Raw genomic sequence first — 18,142 nt, 5'->3', positions numbered from 1 at the left:
CCGGGTCGTCGGCGGGCATGCTCGCCAACCACAAGGCGGCCATGGAGCTCATGGGCACCTGGGATCCCGGTGTGATCGCCAGCCTGACCAAGGACCAGAAGCCGCTCCCCGACCTGGGCTGGTTCCCCTTCCCTGCCGTCACCGGCGGCCAGGGCGACCCGACCGCCCTCATGGGCGGCGGCGGCGGATACTCGCTGTCCAAGAACGCGCCGAAGGAGGCCCTCGGCTTCCTGGAGTTCCTGGTGACCAAGGACCAGCAGGAGGCCTACGCCAAGGCCTTCTACGCGATCCCGGTGAACAAGCAGGCTCAGGAGGTCGTCACCGACTCCTACAACGTCTCGGCACTGCAGGCCTTCAACAAGGCCGCCTACTCCGTCCAGTTCCTTGACACCGTGTACGGCCAGAACGTGGGCAACGCGATGAACACCGCTGTGGTGAACCTGCTGGCCGGCAAGGGCACCGCCGCCGACATCGCCAAGGCCTCCAACGCCGCTGCCGCGAAGGGCTGAGAACCCCTGGGCACCGACACGGCCCCCGACGCCAGTCGCAACCCACGCCTGGAGTCGGGGCGCGGCCACGTCCGCGCACGCCGCCCGGGCGAAGCGCTCACACGACAGGTCCGCGCGTCCTACCAGAGCCACCCCAGGCCGGTGAGGCTGTGCAGCCATTCCGAACCGATGCCGAGCCCGGACCGGCGCCACGGCGCCCGGCGGCTCGAAGGGAACATACTTCTGTGCGTACCTACGACAACCCTGTGATCAGCGGGTTCCACCCCGACCCGAGCGTCTGCCGGGTCGGTGACGACTACTACCTGGTGTGCTCCAGCTTCGAGTACTTTCCCGGGCTGCCGCTCTTCCACAGCAAGGACCTCGTGCACTGGGAGCAGATCGGCAACGTGCTCGACCGGCCGGAGCAGCTGCCGCTGCCCCTGCCCGGTTCCAAAGCGTCCGGTGGCCTCTACGCCCCCACGATCCGCCATCACGACGGCCGTTTCTGGGTCATCAACACCAACATCAACGGTGGCGGCAACTTCATCGTCTCGGCCGAGCGGGCCGAGGGACCGTGGAGCGACCCGGTGTGGATCGCGCTGCACGGCATCGACCCCGATCTGGCGTGGGAGGAGGACGGCACCTGCTGGTGCGCCTTCTCCGGCCCCGCAGGCGGCATCAACATGGCCAGGATCGACCCGGTCAAGGGAGAGGTGCTGGAGGGGCCTTTCGCCACGTGGTCGGGCAGCGGCCTGAAGTTCCCCGAGGCGCCGCACCTCTACCGCATCGGCGACTGGTGGTACCTGCTGATCGCGGAAGGCGGCACCGAACGCGGCCACAGCGTGTCCATCGCTCGCGCCCGCTCGCCGCGCGGCCCCTGGGAGGGCGCACCCGCCAACCCCCTGCTGTCCCACAGCGGTACCGCCCGCTCCATCCAGAACACCGGCCACGCCGACCTGGTGCAGGCCGCCGACGGCAGTTGGTGGATGGTGCTGCTCGGCGTCCGGCCCGGCGGCTTCACGCCCGACGTGCACGTCCTGGGACGCGAGACGTTCCTGACCCCCGTGGAGTGGGACGAGGACGGCTGGCCTGTCATCGCGCCCGTTCCCGAGAGCCACGCGGCCCCGGGAGGAGCCTGGCACCCGGTTCCGGCCCCGCCCGCCCGCGACGACTTCGACGAGTCAGCGCTCGCCCCGCAGTGGATCTCGCCGTTCGCCCGCCCGGAGGGCTCCTGGTCACTCAGCCAGCGTCCTGGCTGGCTGACCCTCACCGCGACCGGCCCCACGCTCGACCGCCCCGGCTACACCTTCGTCGGCCGCCGCCAGCAGCACCACGACTGCCACGTCACCGCTGCGATCGATCCGGGGACGGGACGCGGCGGCCTCAGCGTGCGACTGGACGAGGCCCACCACTACGAAGTTGAGGTCGGGAACGGAGAGGCCGCCGTCGTCGCCCGCATCGGTCCGCTGCGCCAGACCGTGGCCGGCCGACCGGTCCCGCCCGGTCCCCTGACCCTGACGGTCGCGATCCGGACGTCCGACCTTGTGCCCGCATCGCCCGAGCTCACCGATGGCGGGACCACCGGCCCGGACACCGTCGCCTTCTGGCTCGGCACCCCCGACGCCCCGGACGCCCAGCCGCTGGCCGAACTGGACGGGCGCTATCTGTCCACCGAGGTCGCCTGCGGCTTCACGGGCCGCGTCATCGGCATGTACGCCACTGCGGGCACCGTCGCCTTCGACTGGTTCGAGTACCGCCCGACCTCGGCGCCCTCCGCCTGACGCTCGGCGCTCGGCCGCGTGCGACACCTGCGTCCGTGCGGGTGCCGCACGCGGGATGCCGCGAGACCGCGCCGTCAGAGGGACCGCGCCGTCAGGAGTGCCCGACGATGCCGCGTGGGGCGCAACGACGGCGAGCGCCCGGTCGACGAAGGACGAGAACCGCAGGGCGGCCCTTGGCGATGTCACCGGTTCGCCCGCCTCGCCGGTGAGCTGAACGCCTCGGCATGGGACGGCCGACGACTCCCTGCCCACGTCGCCCCGCCATACCCCTTGGAACCCCTTCGTCCGCAACCGGCTCGCGCGCCTGCGGTAGCCACCCGCGGGCGTGGCCGGCCTTCTCGCTGGATAGCCTTTCCTCATGTCCCCCCGACCCGTCGGATCACGCCCGACACTGTCACTGGTCGCCAAGACTGCTGGTACGAGCGTGCCCACCGTGTCCAAGGTGCTGCGGGGTGGGACCGACGTCTCGGCCGAGACGCGCGCGAAGGTCATGGACGCCGTGCGGGCCGTCGGTTACACCCGCCGGGGCGGGGCCAAGATCGAAAGTGTGCCCGACGAGAGCGGCTTGTCCAACGCGCTCGATCTTGTGGTCACCCATTTCGAGGGCTCCTGGGCGAACCTGGTGATCGCCGGAGTCGGGCGCGAGGCGGCGGCAGCGGGACTGGATGTCGTCCTGACGCTCGCCGATCCGGACAGCGACTGGGTGTCGCGAGTCCTGCGAAGACGCAGCCTCGGCACTATCGGGGCACTGGTCGATCCGACCTCCCCGCAGTTCAACGCGCTCTCCGCGGCGGGTGTCCCCGTGGTGCTGATCGACCCCATGACCACACCGCCGCCAGGCACGGCGAGCACCGGCGTGGCCAACTGGGACGGAGGTCGTGTGGCCGCTGAGCACCTTCTGTCCCTTGGCCACGAGCGGATGGGCGTCGTCGCCGGCCCGTCCCGCCACCTGTTCAGCAGGGCGCGCGTCGACGGTTTCCGCGCGGCAGCCGACACGGCAACCGCCGGCGGCGCCACGGTGTCGGTGGCCTACGGCGGATGGAACCGGGTCAAGGCGGCGACCGCCGCCCACACCCTGCTCGACAGGGACCCGGGGATCACGGGAGTCTTCGCCTGCTCGGACGAGATGGCGCTCGGTGTCTACGACGCACTGCATGCTCGAAGCCTGCGCATTCCCGAGGACGTCAGCGTCATCGGGTTCGACGACCTGCCCGAGGCGGAGTGCGTCAGCCCCGGGCTCACGACCATCAGGCAGCCCAGCACCGAACTGGGCGCCACGGCGGTCAGGCTCCTGATCGACCTTGCCCGGACCGAGGACGGCGGCACCAGACCGCCCGCCCGCATGCAGTTGGCCACCGAGCTGATCGTCCGCGCCTCCACCGGGCCCGTCTGCGCAAACAAGCCGGGACGCCGATGACGCAGGCGGTGCGTCCCGGTCCGGCCGGTCTGCACCACCGCGACCGAGGACGCGGCCACCGAGCGGTTCCTGGAGTTCAGCGAAGCGTCGGGGCGGAATTGAACTCCCCGGTGCAGCGCGAGCAAGGTCGTGAGTTCGTCGTACCGGGCGTCCAAGGGACCGCGGGGAGGGCGAACCCTGCGCGGCGGCGGACGCGCTGAGCGCCACCACCTGAGCGGGCAGGCCGCAAGGCGGCAGGGCCGGAACGCGTCCCCCACGCGATCCGGCCCCTGGGCGTTTCCGACGGGGCGTCAGCAGCCGCCGGTGTGCGGGCCGTCCCAGTCGGCACCGCCGTACCAGTGCTCCGTGCCCTTGGCCCAGGACCCGCAGCTGTTCACGATCGCCTGGGCGTGCCAGGCGTCCGGGTTGGCGGAGTGGATGTCCACGCCCCCGGTGTAGACGTCCTTGGTGTAGGTGGAGGCGCCGCCGTAGCCGATCTGGCCGCCGTAGTACGAGATGATGTTGACGTCGACCCAGGCGCCCGGGTGGCTGGACTGGAAGCCGCCGTACCACTGCCAGTGCGCGGACGCGATCCCGGTGCAGGTGTTGTACTGCTGCTCGACCTGCCCGGCGTAGTCGCCGCCGTAGTAGATGTTGCCCGGCTGGCCGATGTTGATCACACCGCAGCTCATCGGGGTGACGGCCGCGGTCCGGGCACCGGGGCTGATGTGCCGGCCGTTGCTGTCGACGGTGTACGGCACGGTGCTGCGGTTGCAGGGGGACCTGAAGTCGGCCCGCGGCCACCACGAGCAGGCCCTGGCGCTGTTCCAGGCGAGCGACGAGGGGCTCAACCGCGCAGAGGCGCTGAACAACCTCGGCGAGACGCTCCAGGCTCTCGCCGAGCCGGGGCGCGCGCTGCCCCTCCATCGGGAGGCGCTGGAACTGGCCGAGACCGCGGGCGACCCGGTGGAAACCGCGCGCAGCCGGGAGCTGCTGGGCCGCGCACTCCTGGACCTGGGCCACGACCAGGAGGGAGAACAGGAGTTGACGCGCGCTCAGACGGCGTATCAGGCGATGGGTCTGCCGCGCATCGTTCCATGAGCCCCGTCCACCGCCGGGCGCCAAAGCAGCCTCGGGGCGGCTGCGCTGCCTCAGGCGTGGGCCAGCCGGGCTTCGACTCCGTCGAGCGGGCTCTGCGGGCCCAAGCCGAACCTCGCCTCCGGCGCGGCCGCGTAGCCCGCGGCGGGCCGTCGCCGGCCACGTGTCAGGGCCCTTGAACCGGGTGGCCAGTCAGGTCCGCGATGGAATCCGCTGGGGCACCGGACTGGGGCGACCTACGGCGACCGCCGCGTCCACATCGCTGGCAACGCCGCCTGCCCCGGCGGGCCGCACCAGGGTGACGCCATGGTGGGCCGGGAGCGCGCAGGGGACTGCGCGAGCAACCCCACCCCCGGGGAGGTCCGTCCCGTTCTAGGGGTCGAACCGCCCTGGGGGGCGTGCTGCTCGCGCAGTTCCGTGCCCCCCTGAGGGCTATTCGTTGTGCAGAACGGTGGCGATGGGGAGGCGGGCGGCGGAGCGGGACGGGAGGAGGGCGCCGAGGACCGCGATGACGACGCCTGCCAGCGCGAGGGCGGTCAGTTGGGGCAGGTGCCAGACGTCCTTCATCGACTCGGTGAAGGTCACCACCAGCACGTGGTCGACGATGAGTCGATGGGCCAGCATTCCCAGCGGAATGCCCACCAGCCCGCTGACCGCGCCCAGCGCCGCCACCGACGTCACGCACATCGTCACGACCTGACGCGGGGTCATCCCGATGGACTTGAGCATGCCGAGGTCCCGCCGTCGCTCCCGCACGTTCAGCAGTACCGTGTTGAACACCCCCAGCGCCGCCACCACGCTCAGCAGGACTGTGAAGACACTGGAGAAGCCGATCACGGCGTTCGCCGCCGCGCTGCTCGCGCCGCTGACCTGGGCGTACAGGCCCGGGTCCCCGGCCCTCAGCTTGGCGACCCAGGCCGCCGAGTCCGTGCCGGGAGCGAGGAAGACCGAGTACTCGTTGGCCCGGGCGTCCGGCGCGAGCCGGGCGAGCGCGGACCAGGAGACGTTCAGGCCGCGCACGTCCCCGTCCACCGTCTCGCCGACGATGGTGACCTGAGCCGTCCCCTCACTCGTCAGCAGGGTCATCCGGTCGCCGACCCTCAGGCCGTGCTGGCGCAGGAACAGCGGACCGGTGACCACCTCGTCGGGGCCGGTCATCCAGTGGCCGGCCGCCAACTGCCGCGCCGAATTGGGCGGATCGCCGCGGAAGAAGAAGGCCGTGCTCGTCTGCGGGAAGCCGACGATGTTCACACGCACCGCCGCGCTGGCGGCGACGCCCTCGACGCCGGGCAGTGAGCGCATCAACGCCACGTCCTGAGCGTCCCCCAGCTTCGGGGGAGTCTGGTGAACCTCGGGCGACCCCACCTGGACGTCGATCGTGGGACCAGCGTGGGCCGGGGCCGCGTACGCCAGCATCGTGCTGCTCAGACCCGTGCTCACGGTCACCGTGGCCACCCCCAGGATCAGAGCGGCGAGGGTCATCGCCGCCCGGCCGGGTCGGGCGAAGGGCTGGCCGAGGCCGAGACTGAGCGGGCGCGGCAACCTGGTCCCGGCCAGTCGGCGTTGGATCCGCAGCCCGTGTCCGCCGCGTGGCGCGCTGCCCGCGCTGATCGCGCGGGCCGCGGACAGCCGGTGCGCACGCAACGCGGGGACCAGGGCGGCCAGGGCGACCAGCAGCGGCATGCCGAGCAGGCTGACCACCGGCACCCAGAGGCCCACGTGCGGCTCGACGCCGTTGGTCTCGATGCCTGAGAAGACGACGCCGAGCGCCGGGCCGGTCAGCGCGGTCCCCAGCGCGGTGCCCAGCACCGCTCCGGCCAGCGCCGGCGTGGACACCATGGCCAGGTAGACCGCCACCACCTGGTTGGGTGTGAAGCCGATGGCCTTGAGCACGCCGATGTGACGGAAGCCGGAGACCACGGCCCCACTGACCACATTGGCCGTGATCAGTACTGAGACGATCAGGCTGAGCAGGCCGAAGAGGGTGATCAGCGGCAGGTAGGAGTCGGCGTGGGCGGTGTAGGTCTGACGGACCGTCAGCCAGGACTCGGATCCCTGCAGCGCTCCGGCGGGCAGCCCTGCGGTGGTGCGGGCCAGACCCGTCCGCAGCTGGGCGTCCGTGTCCCCGGCGCGGAACCGGTAGAGCATCTGGCTCTCGGCGGGGTGCAAGGTCTGCGCCTGGGCCGGGGTGACCCACCCGCCGGCGGACTGGCTGATGCTGGTCGCGAACCCGACGACCTTCAGCGGCGGTGCGCCGTCGGCGTGCAGCACGGTGCCGAGCAGGGCGGTGGGGCCGCGTCCGTTCGGCATGTTGACGACGATCTCTCCTGGCGCGGTGGCCCAGCGGCCCCTGCCCAGCCTGAGGTGGTCCACCGCCCCTCCGGGATCGGCCCGGCCGACCACGGTCAGGGTGCCGGGCGGCATCCACAGGAACTCCTTCGAGAAGCGGAGCACGGCCTCGGGGAAGGGACCGGCGGCCGCCTCCACTCCCGGCCGCTCGGCGGTGGCGGCGAGTCGGGCGTCCGCCACCTTGCTCCGATCGAACGTCGCGACCACCTGGGCGCCCTGCTGGCGGGCGAAGGCCCGGTCGAAGGGCGAGGACGCGGCGTCCAGGACGCCCAGCGCGAAGAGCACCGCGGCCGTGGAGCACATCACCACCAGGCCGATGACGAAGGTCTGCAACCGGCGGCGCCGCACCGCTCCGCGGGACGCCTGCCACACCGCGCTCACGCGGCACGCTCAAGACTGCTCTCGCGGGCCACCCGGCCGTCCGCGAGCTCGATGAGCCGACTCGCGCAGCGCTGCGCGAGCTTGGGGTCATGGGTGACGATGAGCAGGGTCTGCCCGATCTGGTTGAGGTCGATGAGCAGGTCCATCACCTGCTCGCCGGACCGGCTGTCCAGCGCCCCGGTGGGCTCGTCCGCCAGCAGCAGCGCCGGACGGTTCATCAGGGCCCGTGCCACGGCAACCCGTTGGCGCTGACCGCCGCTGAGCGCGGCCGGGTAGACGTCGCGTCGGTCGGCGATGCCCAGTTCCTCGAACAGTTCCAGCGCCCGGCGCCGCGCCTGCCGGGCGGAGGTGCCGGTGAGCTGTGCGGCGAGGGCGGCGTTGTCGAGGGCGGCCAGGTCGTCGATCAGGTTGAAGAACTGGAAGATCATGCCGACGTGGTGCCGCCGGAACAGGGCCAGCCCGGTCTCGTTGAGCGCACCGAGGTTCTGCCCGTGCACCTCGACCGTCCCGGCGGTGGGCCGGTCGAGCCCGGCGACCATGTTGAGCAGCGTGGACTTGCCGCAACCGGAGGGCCCCATCACCGCCACCGCCTCACCCTGCCGGATCTCCAGGGTCACCCCGTCCAGGGCCCTGGTGTCGCCGAACTCCTTGTGGACGTTCTCCAGGCGGACCACGGGGCGGAGGTTCGCGTCGTGTGCTGTCGTCATGGCTCGAACCTAGGAGACGCCGGACGGGTGCGTCGTCGGGCCGTGGGTGTAAAGCGGGCCGGGCGTCATCCCGGGGATGTACGCGGCTGCCTCGACGGATTGACCATCCGGCGGCCGACTGCCGGGAGGCTGGTGCCCGTGACGACGACGCAGCGGTTGACCGGTGTGCTGCCGGTCGCCTCCGCGCTGACCGCCGTCCTGGGGGCGGCCCCACTCCGCGTCCGGCGGTGGCACGCCCGGACGCCGGGGGAGCGGGGCGGGCTGCTGGAGCGCGAGCGGACCGCGAGCCGCGGCCGCCGCCGTGGACGCGGAGCAGGCCAGGATCGCCGCCGAGCTCCGCGACATCGTCAGCCACAACGTCAGCCTGATGGTGGTGCGGGCGAGCGCGGCTCGCGAAGTGCCGGCCGCCAGGCCTTGACCAGGCCGACACCGCGATGGCGGCGGTCGAGGCGCCGGCTGCCAGGCCATGACCGAACTGCCCTATCTGCTAGGTCTGTTGGCGCCCGCCCCGGGTGGTGCGGACGAGCCCTGTGGCGCGGAGCTCTCCTCCCAGCCGCGCCAGGTGCAGCTGATCCGGCTGGTCGACCCGATCGCCTTCGCGGTCGTGCAGCGCGACCGCCCCCGAGGCACGCGCCGAGCTGACCGACATCCTCCCAGCCCTGGCCGCCAGTTGCCGCTTCCCCGACGAATGGATCCTCCGCCTCCGCCAGTTCCGCGCCGCCCTGCTGGACGCACGTGCAGCCGGTCGTCGACACCCGGTAGTCCGCCGGCGTCGCGGTCGGGAGTTCGGTGAGCTCAGGGCATCGCCCGGGGATCGGCAGGGGGTCGTGGTCAGGTGGTGTGGAGGAGGCGGGTGAAGAGGTTGCGGGTGACGGTCTGGACGCGGGGGTCGGTGTGGGCGGGGTCGGCCAGTGCGCGGGTCCAGTTGAAGGTGCCGGCGGCGAAGACGACGGTGCCGCTGCCGGTCTCGTAGCAGCTGGTCTGCTGGATCTGGTGGGAGCCGTTCATGCGGTCGGTGTACGGCGAGTGGGAGAGGAAGGCGTGCACGGCCGCCTTGGGGCGGGGCATACGGGGGTCGAAGCCGTCGCCCTCGACGCCGACGAGGCCGGGGATGCTGTCGCCGTCCCTGACGCCGGTTCCGCGCCACAGCCAGTGGTCGGACTGCCTTACCACGAGAGGGACTTCGCCCTTGACGACGCCGTTGTACTGGACGCCGATCAGGCCCTGCTCAGCCAGGGCGTGGTCCTTGCCCTGGCTGCGCCACATGTTGGTGGGGCCCTCGGTGCGGGCGGCAGGGTCGGGAATGTACTTGTAGCAGGCCATGACCCGGTCGGGGGTTCCCTGCGCGGCCTCGAAACGGGCGCGCCAGTAGACCGGGTTGGAGCTGAGGAAGGCGACGTGGACGTCGCGGTCCAGGGCCTGCTCCAGGACCTGGCGCATGGGCAGGGTCCAGTACTCATCGTGTCCGGGGAAGACGAGGGCACGGTAGCGGTCGGGGCGGATCCGTCCCTGGTGCAGGTCGAGGCTGGAGGCGTAGGTGAGGTCGTAGCCGTTCTGCTCGGCCCAGGTGGTGAAGTTGAGGTCGATGTCCGCGTGCTCGGCCAGGCCGTTGTGGCAGTACGGCCGGTTGAAGGAGACCTTGTAGGAGCGCTGCGGCAGGCCGGCGAGCTTGCCGTGTGCGTCGTAGCCGGTGTAGAGGTTGCGGCCGGTGTGGCCGTCCAGCGGCCAGGCGTTGTAGGCCTGGTAGGTGGTGAAGGGGACGACGACCAGGAAGTCCGAGCGGCGGGTCTCCTCGCGCACGACGAACTGGGTGTAGGCGCGGTAGCCGGCGGCGCTGGTGAAGACGGCGAGGTAGTGGCCCGATATCCAGTGCCGGGGGATGTCGAGGGTCCAGGAGGCGGGCCAGGTGCAGTCGATTTCGCGGGTTCCGGCAGCGGGCTGGGGTATCGGCTGGGGTGAGCCGCGCAGTTGGGGGCTGGTGGCAAGCAGGCGGCCGCCGGTGCCGCCGTACCAGCCGCGGCGGTAGATCTCGATCCGGAACGGGCCGCCGGGGCGGACCGAGAGGTGGAAGGAGATCGGGTCGCCGGGGGCGACGGAGGTGGCCGAGGCGTAGCCCTGGATCTGTCCGCCTTCGTCGCGGGAGCTGCGCAGCGGACTCTTGATCTTCCAGGCGGCCGAGCCGGTCCGTGCGTTCTCCCGGCTGACCGGGTTCGCACCGGTATGTCCGACATACGTGGTCGGCTCGGGGCGGGCCTTGGCGTCCTTGGGCGTGGCCGCGCACCCGGCTGTCACCAGGGCGGCTCCGGCGCCAAGGGCGCCGAGAGCGGTGCGCCTGTCGATGGGGGCCACGTGGGTCGGCCTCTCTGTGGCGGCGGAGCACGGCTCGCACCGGTGCGGATGTGAAGCGGAAGCAGATGATACGTGCACGGGGGATGCGCACAGCAACCACCCAGCTTGTGACGTGAGCTGCCGCCAGGTTCTGAGTCATGGCCGGGCCCTGCCGCCCTGGGGGCGTGGCGTGGGGTGGACCGCCAGTACGGTGGGCTGCTCACCAAACAGCCGTGCCCGTTCCGGAATCGCGCCCTGAACCGAGCAATCCCGGGGAGCGCGGGCCGCGGGCTCGTGAAGGATCCCGTGTCCCCGTGTGCCCCCACCTGGACTCACAACGCCATGAGCGGGCGGTTCGCAAGCGATTGTCCGCTTCGGGGTTGGGCCTGGGTGAGGTGGGCCGGTTGCGGGCCTGTACGGCCAGGGCTGGGTGAACAAGCCGGGTTGGGGCTCGGGTCGGCCCCCTCAGCTTGGCCGGGACCGCGGTGGTATGGGCTGCGTGCGGCAGAGGATCGCGTCCACCACCTGGTCGAGGGGTCGCCGGGCGTCGATGACGATCGCGCCCGATGAGCGCAGGTGGTCCTGCAGTACCGGCAGCTTGCGCCGCAGGTACTCGCGAGTTTCCCCGATGCGGCCCCAGTCGTGGTGCTCCTGGCGCGCATCCAGTCGTGCCAGCATCGTGGGCTCGTCGATCTCCAGCAGGAACACCTGGGTGAAGCGGTCGGCGACTTCGTGCTGGTTGTCCGCACCGCCACAGACATACAGAGTCGCCGGCGCGGCGTCCCGGATCAGTTCGTCCAAGCGGGTCGGATCCCATGCCCAGCTGTGCTGGGCAAGCCAGGCCAGGTCTGGTGCCGTCGGCTGTTTCGTCACCACTGCGCCGCCAGGATCAACGAAACGGGCGAGCAACGGCTCGGCGTCGGCGTCGATGGATACCAGGCCTCGGCGGGCCAACATGGCTGCCACCGTGGACTTCCCGGCGCCAGAACAGCCCGCGATCTGGACAGCACTCATAGGCGCCTATCGTCGACCAGCATCAAGGCGGGGGCAAGCGGGTTCCACACCATCCGGCGGTGTCCGGTTCGGCCTTTCGGGTGGGCTGAGCAAGCTGGTGGCGGGCTCGCTGGAAGAGCTGGGGCCGTGGCAGGGACAGGCCGGCCTCCGGCTCCAGGCCGACTTGTTCAGTGCCAGTAGCTGGGCGTGTTCCCGCCGGGCTGCTGCCATGCCCACACCCCCAGTGCGATCACAGCAGCGATGACGACCACGGCGACCAGGAAGCAGCCGAGGCCGCCGCGTCGGTTACGGCGAGTCAGGTCGTCCACAGGTCCCCCGAGGAGTGGAGATGTCCGTGGGTCCGAGCGTGACCGGGGCCAGGGGCTGCTGGCAAGACCCACACCCGGGCCTGGATCCACCCTCCGGTTCGACGGGCACCTCATGCGCGTGATCCACAACGGCATCCTCGCCCCGCCCCGATCGACGCCGAACAGCTCGCCAGGCTACGGGGGTGCGGTCCCGCTGACGTGGCGCGGTGACGGGAGCGGTGGGCGGCCCCTCGGCGGCGTCCAGGCACACCGTCCTCGCCGTGCAGCCGGCCTCCTCCAAGGTGACGAGGTGCCGCTCGGTGGTCACCACGGCGCCGGGGCGCGCGTCGTCGAGGAGACGGCGCAGCGTGTCGGTGGGGGAGTCGGGCTCCAGCACCACGTACGTGCCCTCGGCCTTGAGCACCCCGAGCAGGCCGGCCACGACGTCCGGCCCTCGGCTCAGGCACACCGCGATGGGGCGGGAGCCCGGCCGCGGTGAGCAGTCCTGAGACCTCCTCCGCCCGAGCGTTCAAATCCCGGTAGCTGAGCACCTGTCCGCCCCACACCACCGCGTCCGCGTCCGGAGTTCGCTCTGCCTGCTCCTCAACGAGAGTGTGTACGCCTGCGCTGGTTCGGTCCGTGACGTCCGCCGGCTGACCCGTCATCCGGTGCGCCCCCAACTGTTGTTCCAGGACAGTGACTTCACAGAATCATCGCACTCCCTGAAGAGAGATCGACGAACACCTGCTGAAATGTCGCGGGACGGGCAGGCCCTTCCGGCTGCTCTCTCAGATCCGTTCGCCTTCCGGGTTTCGCCACCGGTTCGGTTGGTCGCGTCCGCCGCAGGTGCTGTCGCGACGTCACACATCGGCGACGTGATCCGGCAGGCGCCAAGATCGGGACAACGAATGTGCCGAAGGAGCTGATCACCGAGCTGGAGGAGGGCGGCGCGAAATCTCTCCCTTCCGGGGGCCGGCCCATGATGGGTACCCAAGTTGTCCGAGACATCGGCCCAGCGCCCCGGGCATGGAGTGCTCCTGCGGCGACAGCTCGAACGCGTCATCGCCGCTTCTCTGGGGGCCGGAGACGTTGTGGCCCAATGTTGGTGCAGCTCAAGGGTGCTGTGCCGGAGATGTACCCTGCGCAACAGCCCTGGGCGCGCCCTCGCCTGTTCGGTGACCCGAGCGGTCGCGCGACCCAAGGCCACTCTGGACCTGGGCTGCGAGCCGCCCGCCTGCGCGTAGGTTAGAGTCGAAGGCGCGAAGGGAGATCACCGCCCAGATGGCGGCAGATCCCGGCGTACGCCCCGGCTCAGCGCGGCGGGGTGGCAAGAGAAAGTAGGAGCAGCGTCGGTGGCCTGCCCAGGTCGCCAGTGAGACGCGTGGGCCAACCCATCCCGTTCACGGGTTTCCCGGCCGCTTTTTCTTGCACGAGTGTCACCCGGGATCCCGACTCCCCGAGAGGTGAACTCATGTCCGACATCGAGCGCAACAAGCAGATCGTCGTCGACTACTACCAGACCGCGTTCGACGGCGACCCGGAGAAGGCGATCGCCGACCACCTCGGCCCGGTCTACATCCAGCACAACCCCGGCGCCGAGGATGGCCCTGAGGCCTTCATTGGCTTCGTGCGCTGGCTGCGCGGCGAGTACCCGAACGTGAAGCTGCACATCAAGCGTGTCATCGCCGAGGGCGACCTGGTCGCCACCCACGCCCACCTGGACCTGGAGCCCGGCAACCCGGACAACCCCGGCCGCGCGCTGGCGGACTTCTTCCGCCTCGAGAACGGCAAGGTCGTCGAGCACTGGGACGTCATCCAGGACGTCCCGACCCACTCCGCGAACGACAACGGCATGTTCTGATGACCTCCGCGGACCCTGGCCGCACCCCCGCGCAGACGGTGCGACTGCAGTAACTCGCCTCGGCCAGCGGGAACATCGACCTGCGGCGGCAGGTGGTGGCCGAGGACGTGGAGTGGACCGAATCCGCGGCATTCCCGATGGTCGGCACCTACCGCACCCCCGCCGGCGTCTTCACCAGGCCCGCCAGGAGTCGGACGACTGTACACCCCCCGACGACACCGACGTCGCCGACGGCGAGTGCGTCGTGGTCCTGGCCCCTCCAGCGCCCGCAAGAAGGTCATCGGCAAGTCAGGGCCGCGCAGATCTCTCTGAACCGTCTGCAACCGTCGTCGCACTTCCCGTGCCATGCGCTCCAGTCATGAGCGGACACGGGCACTCGGGTCTGTCCGGCGGATATCTTCGGCTGTCCGGGTCGTTTGGTCCGGCCGCCGAGGCAGAGGGCCGACGTGCAGGGGATGGCCCTGGGGCAGGAGAGGCCAGCCCCGGCCAGCGTGGTCAATGGGCGGCTGCGGGGAAAACGGTGGTGCTGACGCGGCCGGAGAGCCAGCCCACCAGGAACTCGACGGCGCCCACGGGATGCGCGTCGTAGTGCCAGCCACGCGGGTTCCAGCACACGACGGTCCAGTCATCCGGCTTGCCCTCGGTCAGCCAGCACACGCGATCGCCATTGTCGGTCCCTGCCCACGGCAGTAGCCCGCCCGGCTCCGGATAGAACGGGTACGGGCACTTCTCCGGGTGGCTGTCCCGGAAGCCGCGCTCCTGGTCCGCCAGCCGCTTCGCGGGGCCGACCAGGAGATCGAGGCCACCGAACGGGGTCAACGGTGTCAGGAACTCCGCGAAGTGCCACGCCCCATATGTCTCGATCAACTGGATGAAATCCGAGGGCAGTTCGAGCCCGAGGGCAACCTCTACCTCGTTCCAGTCCCCCCTCGACCACATCGGCGCCGCGGGTGGGGGAACGAGCCGGGCAAGGTCGTCGAGAGCTGTCATGCGGGGGAGCTTACGGTCTGAGCCACAGGCGGATCGAGGCCACCGTGACGGTGCCGGTGAAGACGTAGCCGCGCTTGTCGTATCGGGTGGCCACGGCCCTGGAGTGCTTGAGCTGGTTGATCGTGCGTTCGACCTCGTAGCGGCGCTTGTGCAGCTCCTTGTCGAAGCCGGCTGGTCTGCCGCCTCGGCGGCCTCGGCGTCGGTGGTTGGCCCGTTGGTCCTTCGGTTCGGGAATGGTGTGCTTGATCTGGCGCCCGCGCAGGTAGCGGCGGTTTCGGCGGGAGCTGTAGGCCTTGTCGCCGCCGAGGTGGCCGGGGGGTGCGTGGGTGCCCGCCGCCCTGATGCTTGACCCGGATCCGTTCGAGCACCGGGATCGGCTGCGGGCTGTCGCCCCACTGGCCCCGGCGTGATCAGCAGGGCCAGTGGTCGGTGCTCGCCCTCGCCGGCGAGATGGAGTTTGCAGGTCAGGCCGCCCCGGGAGCGTCCGAGTCCTTCGTCGGGGCGGTGCTGTCGGGGCGTTGAACTTTTCGGGACTCGCGGGGGTTCTCCCCGGGGCCCCGGCCGCGTGCTGGTGGGCTCGCCGAAGTCGAGTCGACACTGACCATGCTCCAGTCCACCCGACCGTGGGCATCGGCGTCGGTCAGGACCGCCTGGAGGACCCTGTCCCAGATCCCGTCCGCGGACCAGCGCCGATGCCGCTCGAGACGGTCTTCCAGCTCCCGAACCGCTCGGGCAGATCACGCCACGGCACCCCGGTCCGGACCCGGAACAGGATCCCGTTGATCACCTGCCGGTGGTCACGCCAACGTCCGCCACGGGTAGCAGACTTCGGCAGATGCGACTCGAGCCGCACCACTCGTCATTCGTCAGATCTCCCCGCCCCACGACCGAGCAACGACCCCACTTCCCGACAGTCACATGATCCGGCGGACAGGACCCAGAGCCGCGGATCCCTCACGAGCGGTCCCATTCCATGCGCCAGCCCCGGACGCTGCCATCCACGGACCTTGACATTGCTCGGTCGCCTGGGACATCCGCGAGGACGAGATCCGGTGCCCGATGAGACGACTGCGCCGAAGGAGAGACAAGTGCTGTCGCGCTTCGCTTCCTCAGGTACTCATGGGTGGGTCACGAGGGAGAGGCTGTGGCAAGCGCTTGAAGCTTCTGAGCCTCTGCGAGGCAACCAGCCAGCCAATACGGCTTCTCCGACGCGTTCAACTCCTGGTCTGGCTGGTCCACCCCGAGGTGGCACGCCGCAGGCAACTGCCCCAAGCCGACGTTCGTGGTCGCCCCCTGCGTCAGCAGCCAGCTCTGACCGGCCTGGTAGAACGGATCAGTGGGGCTGATCGACGGCGTGGACGAGGCGCTGCTCGCCGCGTGGCCCGAGGAGCCGCAGGCCGCCAGAGCCAGTACGGCCACTGCCACCGTGATCCCACTTATACGCTTCATGGACCCCCCGTTCCCGCATGGCTCTGAGTCGCGCCGCGCGTAAGCCTTCGCTGTCGGCCAAGTATTGCGGGCCGCGTCGGTGCGTGAAGCGACCGTCGAAAGCTTCCGTAGTGGAGACGGCCAGACGTCGGGTCAGAAGGTGATCGCGGCCCAGGTGATCAGCGCTTCGGAGTGCTGGCCGAGGCGCTTGTAGTCGCGGGCATGGCGGCGGGTCGCACATGATCCGGGCCTGCCACTGGAGGCCGTGCGGGGGCGCCGCCGTCGCCGCCGCAGTGGGGGCAGAGGGGTTCACGGCCGGGCCCGGGGTTCAGCCTGCCGGGTTCGAGGCCCAAGGCGTCGCAGCGCAGGCACAGGTTCCGCCCGGCGGCAGGGAGCAACACAGGATGCTCGGACAGATCAAGCTCGGGCCAGTCGGGGCCGCGCAAAACGGATTCTCCATGCCCAGTTCACCCGCGCGGTAGGCCTGTCGCGCGTATGAGTACGATCACCGCGCTGCGGTCACACTGACCGCACAGGGAGGGGAAACCGTGAAGAGAGGTCTCAGGCACGCGCTCGCCGTCGCCGTGGCGGCGCTGTCGGTCATGGCCGCCGCACCCGCCAGCGCCCACGCAGCCACCCCTACGCCGATGGCCGGGTGGTCTTACGCCAACACGATCGGCCTGCCGCACTCCATGAAGGAGGGACGGGCCTACTACGCACACACCTGGTACCGCCAGACATCGAAGTACACACTGGTCAACCTGGCCGCTGAGCTCACCATCTGGACCTCGACGAACACCCAGCGGGGCGTATCCGTCGACTGGCTGAACCCGGCGACTCACCGTTGGCAGCACGCCCAGTACCAGTACTTCGGGTTCTACGAGCTGAACTCAGCGGATGGCTCTTGGCTGGCGCTCGTGCCACCCGGCAAGTGGGCCCGGCTCGACTTCCGGATCACGTTCACGACCGCTGCCAAGACCGGGACCTGGCACGTCATGCCCGTTGTGCCGGCGGCATACGGCCTTCTGAACTCGCAGGGCCGAGGCGTTGATGCGGGCCTGCGGCAGGGTGCCTACCAGCAGTTCGCCTTCAAGGTCTACCGCTGACGTCCGGCTGCTCGGCATGCGAGCGCCCCCGGTCCGCGCGTGCGGCCGGGGGCCTCGGGGCAGGAACTGGCACCGCAGCGCCCACGAGCAGACCGCACCGCTGCGAGAGCGCACCCACCGACCGGTCACCGCGTCGGCACAGGTCGACGATCTCGGCCTTGAACTCCGGCGTGAACGAGCGCCTGGGCCTGGGCTTCTTCTTTCCCACGCTCATGATGGACATCATCCCTCCGGGGCCGAAGCCCCTGATCAGGTGTGTCCGTCAAAGCGGATCAAGCCCAGGATGAACCCGATGGGGGTCAGGACGGGGACAGCGGTACCAGCAGCTGAGCCACGTTAGCGGCGGCCCACAGGGCGATACAGCGGCGGGGCATGGCCTGGACTCGCGGGCCCAGGGCGGTGTTCACAAGGGTGGTGCTCTCTGTCGTGCGGGTGCTTGGCGGACGCCGAAGCCCCCGGCGCATCGAGACGACCCGTCTGGGCGGCCTGTCCGCTGTCCAGCTCGCGGGCCTGCGCGGGCCGCGAGCTGAGGCACTCGGCTCTCCTGCCGGGCGCAAGTACGCCGACTGCTGCTGGATCAAGGGCGTTGCCGGCCGCCCGGCGTCGGCGCGGTCACGCCGGGCGGCCAGCGCCGAGGCGCACCGGCTCCAGGCGGGGGCGGCCGTGTATCAGGCCTGCCGCTGGGCGGGACAGCGCGGCGTCAGCTCCTGCAGGGCAAGGAATCCGCGTCGGTGCCGGTCTTCCAGTACTACCTGGACGTGAAGGCGGAGGTTGGCGACGACGAGGACGGATCCACCACACAGACGACGTCCCGCCGTGGCCGACGAAAGCTCCACGCTGTCAGGACGGTGCGGAAGGCGCTCAGTTGAGAGCCTTGTATTCGCCCTTCAGAAGCCGTTGTCGTACCGATCATGGTGAGCGTCGGTTC

The 18,142-nt window shown here is 70.6% G+C and carries 13 protein-coding genes and 2 pseudogenes; 6 read left to right on the top strand and 9 right to left on the bottom strand.

All coding sequences use genetic code 11. From position 1 onward, the window contains the following. The 3 genes from ACFP3V_RS24480 to ACFP3V_RS24470 all read left to right on the top strand — a co-directional run. Window positions 1–509, top strand: a 509-nt coding sequence (locus tag ACFP3V_RS24480; protein WP_380587399.1) for an extracellular solute-binding protein, incomplete at its 5' end; no start/stop codon positions are given. Between the two features lie 224 nt (window positions 510–733). Continuing rightward, complete coding sequence (locus ACFP3V_RS24475; RefSeq protein ID WP_380587396.1) at window positions 734–2,269, top strand: glycoside hydrolase family 43 protein; 1,536 nt, start codon at window positions 734–736, stop codon at window positions 2,267–2,269. 358 nt (window positions 2,270–2,627) lie between these two features. Then, window positions 2,628–3,686 (top strand): LacI family DNA-binding transcriptional regulator, encoded by a 1,059-nt coding sequence (locus ACFP3V_RS24470; protein WP_380587393.1) that lies wholly within the window; start codon window positions 2,628–2,630, stop codon window positions 3,684–3,686. Window positions 3,687–3,976: 290 nt separating this feature from the next. Here the strand turns inward: ACFP3V_RS24470 and ACFP3V_RS24465 are convergent, their stop codons facing one another. Beyond that, window positions 3,977–4,426 carry a hypothetical protein gene (locus ACFP3V_RS24465; protein ID WP_380587390.1) on the bottom strand — a complete coding sequence of 150 codons (450 nt, stop codon included), beginning with the start codon at window positions 4,424–4,426 and terminating at the stop codon, window positions 3,977–3,979. Between ACFP3V_RS24465 and ACFP3V_RS24460 the strand changes: the two genes are divergently transcribed. Then, window positions 4,404–4,766 (top strand): tetratricopeptide repeat protein, encoded by a 363-nt coding sequence (locus ACFP3V_RS24460; protein ID WP_380587387.1) that lies wholly within the window; start codon window positions 4,404–4,406, stop codon window positions 4,764–4,766. The two genes, ACFP3V_RS24465 and ACFP3V_RS24460, sit on opposite strands and share 23 nt — an antisense overlap. Window positions 4,767–5,195: 429 nt before the next feature. On the opposite strand, the gene ACFP3V_RS24455 is transcribed toward ACFP3V_RS24460, so the two are convergent. The 6 genes and pseudogenes from ACFP3V_RS24455 to ACFP3V_RS24430 all read right to left on the bottom strand — a co-directional run. After that, window positions 5,196–7,493, bottom strand: a complete 2,298-nt coding sequence (locus ACFP3V_RS24455) for an ABC transporter permease (protein WP_380587384.1) — start codon at window positions 7,491–7,493, stop codon at window positions 5,196–5,198. After that, a complete protein-coding gene (locus ACFP3V_RS24450; protein ID WP_380587381.1) occupies window positions 7,490–8,200 on the bottom strand; it encodes an ABC transporter ATP-binding protein in 711 nt (236 codons plus the stop codon). Before ACFP3V_RS24450 ends, ACFP3V_RS24455 begins: the two co-directional genes overlap by 4 nt. Before the next feature lie 831 nt (window positions 8,201–9,031). Then, entirely contained in the window at window positions 9,032–10,549 is a 1,518-nt protein-coding gene (locus tag ACFP3V_RS24445; RefSeq protein WP_380587378.1) for a N,N-dimethylformamidase beta subunit family domain-containing protein, read from the bottom strand. A gap of 444 nt (window positions 10,550–10,993) precedes the next feature. Beyond that, window positions 10,994–11,542, bottom strand: coding sequence for a nucleoside/nucleotide kinase family protein (locus ACFP3V_RS24440; RefSeq protein ID WP_380587375.1), 549 nt, complete (start codon window positions 11,540–11,542; stop codon window positions 10,994–10,996). A gap of 167 nt (window positions 11,543–11,709) precedes the next feature. Continuing rightward, window positions 11,710–11,850, bottom strand: a complete 141-nt coding sequence (locus ACFP3V_RS24435) for a hypothetical protein (RefSeq protein ID WP_380587372.1) — start codon at window positions 11,848–11,850, stop codon at window positions 11,710–11,712. Then, window positions 11,828–12,307, bottom strand: a pseudogene (locus ACFP3V_RS24430) (AMP-binding protein); the annotation flags it as partial. The gene ACFP3V_RS24435 and the pseudogene ACFP3V_RS24430, both read right to left, overlap by 23 nt. Before the next feature lie 993 nt (window positions 12,308–13,300). Here ACFP3V_RS24430 and ACFP3V_RS24425 point away from each other — a divergent pair. Continuing rightward, a complete protein-coding gene (locus ACFP3V_RS24425) occupies window positions 13,301–13,690 on the top strand; it encodes a nuclear transport factor 2 family protein (protein ID WP_380587369.1) in 390 nt (129 codons plus the stop codon). Window positions 13,691–14,185: 495 nt separating this feature from the next. On the opposite strand, the gene ACFP3V_RS24420 is transcribed toward ACFP3V_RS24425, so the two are convergent. Both ACFP3V_RS24420 and ACFP3V_RS24415 read right to left on the bottom strand, forming a co-directional pair. Further along, the gene (locus ACFP3V_RS24420) at window positions 14,186–14,680 is read right to left on the bottom strand and encodes an SMI1/KNR4 family protein (protein ID WP_380587366.1); all 495 of its coding nucleotides are present in this window, start codon (window positions 14,678–14,680) and stop codon (window positions 14,186–14,188) included. A 10-nt stretch (window positions 14,681–14,690) separates the two neighbouring features. Beyond that, window positions 14,691–15,565: pseudogene (locus ACFP3V_RS24415) on the bottom strand (IS5 family transposase). Window positions 15,566–16,656: 1,091 nt separating this feature from the next. On the opposite strand from ACFP3V_RS24415, the gene ACFP3V_RS24410 reads away from it, so the two are divergent. Beyond that, entirely contained in the window at window positions 16,657–17,214 is a 558-nt protein-coding gene (locus ACFP3V_RS24410; RefSeq protein ID WP_380587363.1) for a hypothetical protein, read from the top strand. Window positions 17,215–18,142: the final 928 nt, after the last annotated feature.

This window comes from Streptacidiphilus monticola, from assembly GCF_042658505.1.
GTDB lineage: Bacteria > Actinomycetota > Actinomycetes > Streptomycetales > Streptomycetaceae > Streptacidiphilus > Streptacidiphilus monticola.
This window is presented reverse-complemented; position numbering and strand designations above follow the sequence as displayed.